At 63.3% G+C, this 433-nt stretch carries 1 protein-coding gene; it reads left to right on the top strand.

What is annotated here, in order from left to right; translation table 11 throughout:
• A partial coding sequence (locus tag AB4048_RS29000; RefSeq protein WP_442205374.1) for an MFS transporter occupies window positions 1-433 on the top strand: 433 nt, incomplete at both ends.

The raw sequence follows: 433 nt of genomic DNA, 5'->3' as shown, positions 1-433 counted from the left end.
GCTTTCTGATCGGGATCGCCAACGGGGCGTGGGGAACGCTCGGAGCCGTCTATGGCGCCCGCATCGGAATTAGCAACGGGGGTATTGCCCTGATGGCCAGCGTCGTTGTTCTTGCCGGTGCCATTCTCCAGTTTCCCATGGGCCGGCTGTCCGACGTCACAGACCGCCGCCGAGTGCTGGCTGGCGCCGCAGCCGGAGCGGCCGGCTTCGGGCTTCTCGTGTTTGTCCTGCAGCCCCGGTCGGCCGCACTGGTCATCGTTATGATGGCGGCATACGGGGGCTTGGCCTACACCCTCTATTCGATCGCCGTAGCGCATGCCAACGACCATGCCGGTCCAGACGATTTCGTGAAGGTATCGAGCGGTCTGCTTCTGTTTTATGGGTTCGGCACGATTGTGGGGCCATTGCTGGCGGCCGCGTTGATGGCCAAGAT

Origin of the sequence: Rhizobium sp. RAF56 (assembly GCF_052113965.1) — a bacterium.
In the GTDB taxonomy this organism is placed as follows: Bacteria; Pseudomonadota; Alphaproteobacteria; order Rhizobiales; family Rhizobiaceae; genus Rhizobium.
The sequence above is the reverse complement of the archived record's forward strand: the minus strand, read 5'-3'. Positions and strand labels throughout refer to the sequence as shown.